The 4,029-nt window shown below is 63.2% G+C and carries 3 protein-coding genes and 1 pseudogene; 3 read left to right on the top strand and 1 reads right to left on the bottom strand.

The window, feature by feature from the left end:
• Positions 1 to 97 precede the first annotated feature (97 nt).
• Positions 98 to 781: a class I SAM-dependent methyltransferase gene (locus EN991_RS26130; RefSeq protein ID WP_027160644.1), complete on the top strand. Its 684-nt coding sequence runs from the start codon at positions 98 to 100 to the stop codon at positions 779 to 781.
• A 52-nt stretch (positions 782 to 833) separates the two neighbouring features.
• Here the strand turns inward: EN991_RS26130 and EN991_RS26125 are convergent, their stop codons facing one another.
• The gene (locus EN991_RS26125) at positions 834 to 2,213 is read right to left on the bottom strand and encodes a serine hydrolase (RefSeq protein ID WP_064993831.1); all 1,380 of its coding nucleotides are present in this window, start codon (positions 2,211 to 2,213) and stop codon (positions 834 to 836) included.
• 229 nt (positions 2,214 to 2,442) lie between these two features.
• Here EN991_RS26125 and EN991_RS26120 point away from each other — a divergent pair, with 229 nt between their 5' ends.
• Together EN991_RS26120 and EN991_RS26115 are read left to right on the top strand one after the other, a co-directional pair.
• Positions 2,443 to 3,243 carry a GH25 family lysozyme gene (locus tag EN991_RS26120; protein WP_013530938.1) on the top strand — a complete coding sequence of 267 codons (801 nt, stop codon included), beginning with the start codon at positions 2,443 to 2,445 and terminating at the stop codon, positions 3,241 to 3,243.
• 318 nt (positions 3,244 to 3,561) lie between these two features.
• A pseudogene (locus tag EN991_RS26115) lies at positions 3,562 to 4,017 on the top strand (lytic murein transglycosylase); the annotation flags it as partial.
• Between the last annotated feature and the right edge of the window lie 12 nt (positions 4,018 to 4,029).

Below are 4,029 nucleotides of genomic sequence, written 5' to 3'. Positions count from 1 at the left end.
ACCAATGGGACTATCAGGACCAGGCTTCGCGCGAATTTTCGGCCCGCGACCGCTCGGCCATCTATGGCGGCTTCCACCTCTACGTGAAGCGCGCGGCATGAGCACCAGCGAGCTGCCGGCCAGCCCCGAATTCAAGGCCAGCCATGCCGAACTGATGGACGGCGTCTACCGCTGGCAGCGCCACATCTACGACCTGACCCGCAAATACTACCTGCTCGGCCGCGACCCAATGATCTCGGGGCTCGACGTGCCTGTCGGTGGCACCGTGCTGGAACTCGGCTGCGGCACCGGCCGCAACGTCATCCTCGCCGCCCGTCACTATCCCGACGCGCGCTTTTTCGGCCTCGATATTTCGGCCGAAATGCTGGAGACGGCCGGAAAGGCGATCGACCGCGAGGGCCTGTCCGGTCGCGTCATATTGGCTAGGGGCGATGCCACCGATTTCGATGCCCGGGCACTCTTCGATGTCGAACGCTTCGACCGTGTCTTCGTGTCCTATTCGCTGTCGATGATCCCCGGCTGGGAAAAAACAGTATCGGCGGCACTTGCCGCCCTGTCGCCGAACGGTTCGCTGCACATCGTCGATTTCGGCCAGCAGGAAGGCCTGCCGCGCTGGTTTCGCACACTGCTGCGCGGCTGGCTGAAAAAATTCCACGTCGCGCCTCGTGAATCGCTGCGCGAAGTGCTGGAATCGGAATCTCGGCGAACCGGCGCAAGCTTCCGTTTCCGCACGCTTTATCGCGGCTACGCCTGGCTGGCGGTTATCGGGCCGCGCGGCTAGCCAAGGTGAAACTGCCATTTGCAGGCCGACCTCACCTGAATGTCAATGCACCTTAATGGAGTGCCTTCACCAACGCCCCCACCATCGTCTGCGGCCGATAGCCAAGCTTGGCAGGCGTCAGCCCCAGCCGCACCACCACCAACTGCTCCGAGGGAATGATGGCAACCGTCTGCCCGTCATGGCCTTCCATCCAGTACGTGTCCTTGGGCAGGCCTGCCGCGACACCGGCGCCGGGGTTTTCCTCATCGCCCGGGGCCTCGATCCACAATTGGCCCTTGCCGTAGACCTTCGAGGCGGATGCCGGCTCTCGCATCCAGTCGACGAAACCGGCCGGCAGGATCTGGTTGCCGTTCCACACCCCGCCTTGTAGCAGGAACTGGCCGAAGCGCGCCCAGTCATGCGCGGTCGCGTAGAGATAGGACGAGCCGACGAAGGTGCCCAGCTCGTCGGTCTCGAGCACCGCGCTGTGCATGCCGAGCGGCTCGAATAGCGCCGTGCGCGGCCACGTCAGCGCCCTGGCCTTGTCGCCGACCGCGTCCTGCCAGAGGCGCGACAGCATCACCGCCGTGCCGCTCGAATAGGAAAACTGTTTGCCGACCTCTGCAGCCAGCGGCTTGGATTCGGCAAAGCCCGCCATGTCAGGTTCGAGATAGAGCATGCGCGTGACGTCGGCGACGTCGCCATAATCCTCGTTGAACTCCAGCCCGCTCGACATCGCCATCATGTCGGCAAGGCTGATCGCGGCGCGGCCGTCCGCCTTCCACGGCGCGAACAGGTTTTTGTTGTCGAAAGCCATCTTGCCGTCCTTGACCAACGTACCGACGATGGCGGCATTCACCGTTTTGGTCATCGACCAGCCGAGCAGCGGCGTCCTGGCGGAAAAGCCATCGCCGTAGCGCTCGGCGACGACACGGCCATTCTTGACCACCACCACCGCGCGCATGCCGGTGCCGATCAGCGCCGCATCGTCCAGCAGCTTGGCAACAACCGGATCCTGTGATGCCTCGACCCGTTCGCCTTCCGGCCACAGGTCGCCCATGGTGACTGCGGACGGCTCCGCTTGGATCGCGGTCCGCCGCACCTTTCCTACGTCGCCGTCCGGAACCGAAGCGCAGCCAAGCCCGTCGCGGGCTACGGCGACGCTCTTGCCGAGGAAACCGAACAGGCCGGCAGACACCGTTCCCCTGTTCTTGTCCACCGAAACCCGCATTAACCGCAGCAGGGGATGCCCGGGTGCCTGCACGTCGACGGCCAGCACCTCATTGGGATCGCGGCCGGCGATAAAAACGTTCGAACAGACGATCTTGGCCGAGTAGCCCGAGCCAACCCTGATCAACTCCGGTGGCGCGATATAAAGCCAGGCAAAAAGTGCTGCGATCACCAGGACGATCAGGCCAAGCAGCCATTTGACGATCTTGACCACGATCCGCATTTATTTCCTCCGGGCCCTGCGCGACCCTTATGTCATCGATTTGCCGCCATTGCTTCCGCAAATCACAATGCTTGTCGAGCGTCATCAACGGATTATCAACCATGATCGGCGATCACAGGATATGCTGAGCGATGCTGTGGGGCGATCGTTCGGAGGGGGCCCGATCACAAAGCAGGCCATCAGTGTAGAGACCCATCAGCGACCGGCTGAATCCGGCTCGGGAATTGCGATGCGCCGTCTTGCGGGCCTGATCATGCTAGCGCTGCTTGGTGCTTGCTCGACCGTCGACGATCTCTCGCCGCTGTCGCCATCCGCTTCGAGCAGCCCGACGGTTGCCGTGCGCGCGCCGCGCTTTGCCGACTCCAAGCCGCATGAATGGGAGAGCGGCGCGCCGTGGAACTATGCCGTCCACGGCACCGATGTTTCCAAATACCAGACCTCGGTCGACTGGCCGGCTGCCAGGGCCAGCGGCATCTCCTTCGCCTTCATCAAGGCGACCGAGGGCGGCGACCGTTTCGACGAGTATTTCAGCGAGCATTGGGCGCGCACGAAGGCCAACGGGATTCCGCGAGCCGCCTATCATTTCTATTATTTCTGCACCCCGGCTGCCGTTCAGGCGCGCTGGTTCATCCGCAACGTCCCCGTCGATCGCTCGGCGATGCCGCCGGTCCTCGATATGGAATGGAACCCGCAATCGCCGACCTGCAGGCTGCGTCCCGACGCCGCCACGGTGCGCGCGGAGATGACCACCTTCCTCGAAATCGTCGAACGCCATTACGGCAAGAAGCCGATCATCTACACTTCCGTCGACTTCTTCGACGACAACGGGCTGTCGGGGTTCCGCGGCTATCCCTACTGGCTGCGTTCCGTCGCCGGCCATCCGCGTGAGAAATACGGCAGCCACCCCTTCACCTTCTGGCAGTACACCGGAACCGGCATCGTTCCCGGCATGACCGGCAAGTCCGACATCAACGTCTTCAACGGCAGCGAAGCCGCCTGGAACAAATGGCTGCGGCAGAACACCCGTTGACGTCAGGTTCAACGGCAGCACCGCCCTGGATCAAAAGCACTCCAGCAGAGCTTCCGTTGAACCGGTTTAACGGCAGCACCGCCCTGGATCAAATCACTCCAGCAGAGCTTCCGTTGAACCGGTGCAACGGCAGCACTGCCCTGCATCAAATCACTCCAGCAGAGAAGCTGCCGCAGAACACCGTTGACACCGGGCCTGCCGCCTGCTTTTCGACACAGCCAGCGGTAAAGAGTGCAACCGCCGGTAATTCAGGGCGTTGGGCTTCCCGGGGGGGGGGAGCACAACAAATGACCCCCTGTTCGTTTCGAAAGGAAGCTGATGCGACTGCGTTCCAAAGTCCTCGCGGCTGCGCTGACCCTGTGCGCCACGGCCTTGCCGGCGATGGCGCAGGAATGCGGCGGCGACTTCGAATCCTGGAAGCAGGGCGTCGCCGCGGAAGCCAAGGCGGCCGGCGTAGGTGCAGTGGGTCTCGACGCCCTTGAAGCGGCAACCTTAGATGACAAGGTGTTGGCGCGCGACCGCGCCCAGGGCGTCTTCACCCAAACCTTTGTCGAGTTTTCCAACCGGATGATCTCGGCCTATCGCCTGAAGCAAGGTGCGGCGAACATGAAGAAATACGCGGATGTCTTCGCCCGCGCCGACCAGCAGTTCGGCGTCCAGGCGCCGATCATCGCCGCCTTCTGGGCGCTGGAGACCGATTTCGGCGCCGTGCAGGGCGACTTCCACACGCTGAGCGCCTTGGTGACGCTTTCCCATGATTGCCGCCGGCCCAGGCGCCCCTGACAT

The sequence above is a fragment of the Mesorhizobium sp. M7A.F.Ca.US.005.03.2.1 genome, assembly GCF_003997795.1.
GTDB lineage: Bacteria > Pseudomonadota > Alphaproteobacteria > Rhizobiales > Rhizobiaceae > Mesorhizobium > Mesorhizobium ciceri.
Note: the sequence above shows the minus strand (reverse complement) of the source record. Positions and strands in the feature narration are given on the sequence as shown.

What these genes read in the sequence shown, in the direction of transcription:
- EN991_RS26130 (WP_027160644.1), top strand. Translation starts at nt 98, where the DNA reads ATGAGCACCAGCGAGCTGCCGGCCAGCCCCGAATTCAAGGCCAGCCAT.
- EN991_RS26125 (WP_064993831.1), bottom strand. Translation starts at nt 2,213, where the DNA reads ATGCGGATCGTGGTCAAGATCGTCAAATGGCTGCTTGGCCTGATCGTC.
- EN991_RS26120 (WP_013530938.1), top strand. Translation starts at nt 2,443, where the DNA reads ATGCGCCGTCTTGCGGGCCTGATCATGCTAGCGCTGCTTGGTGCTTGC.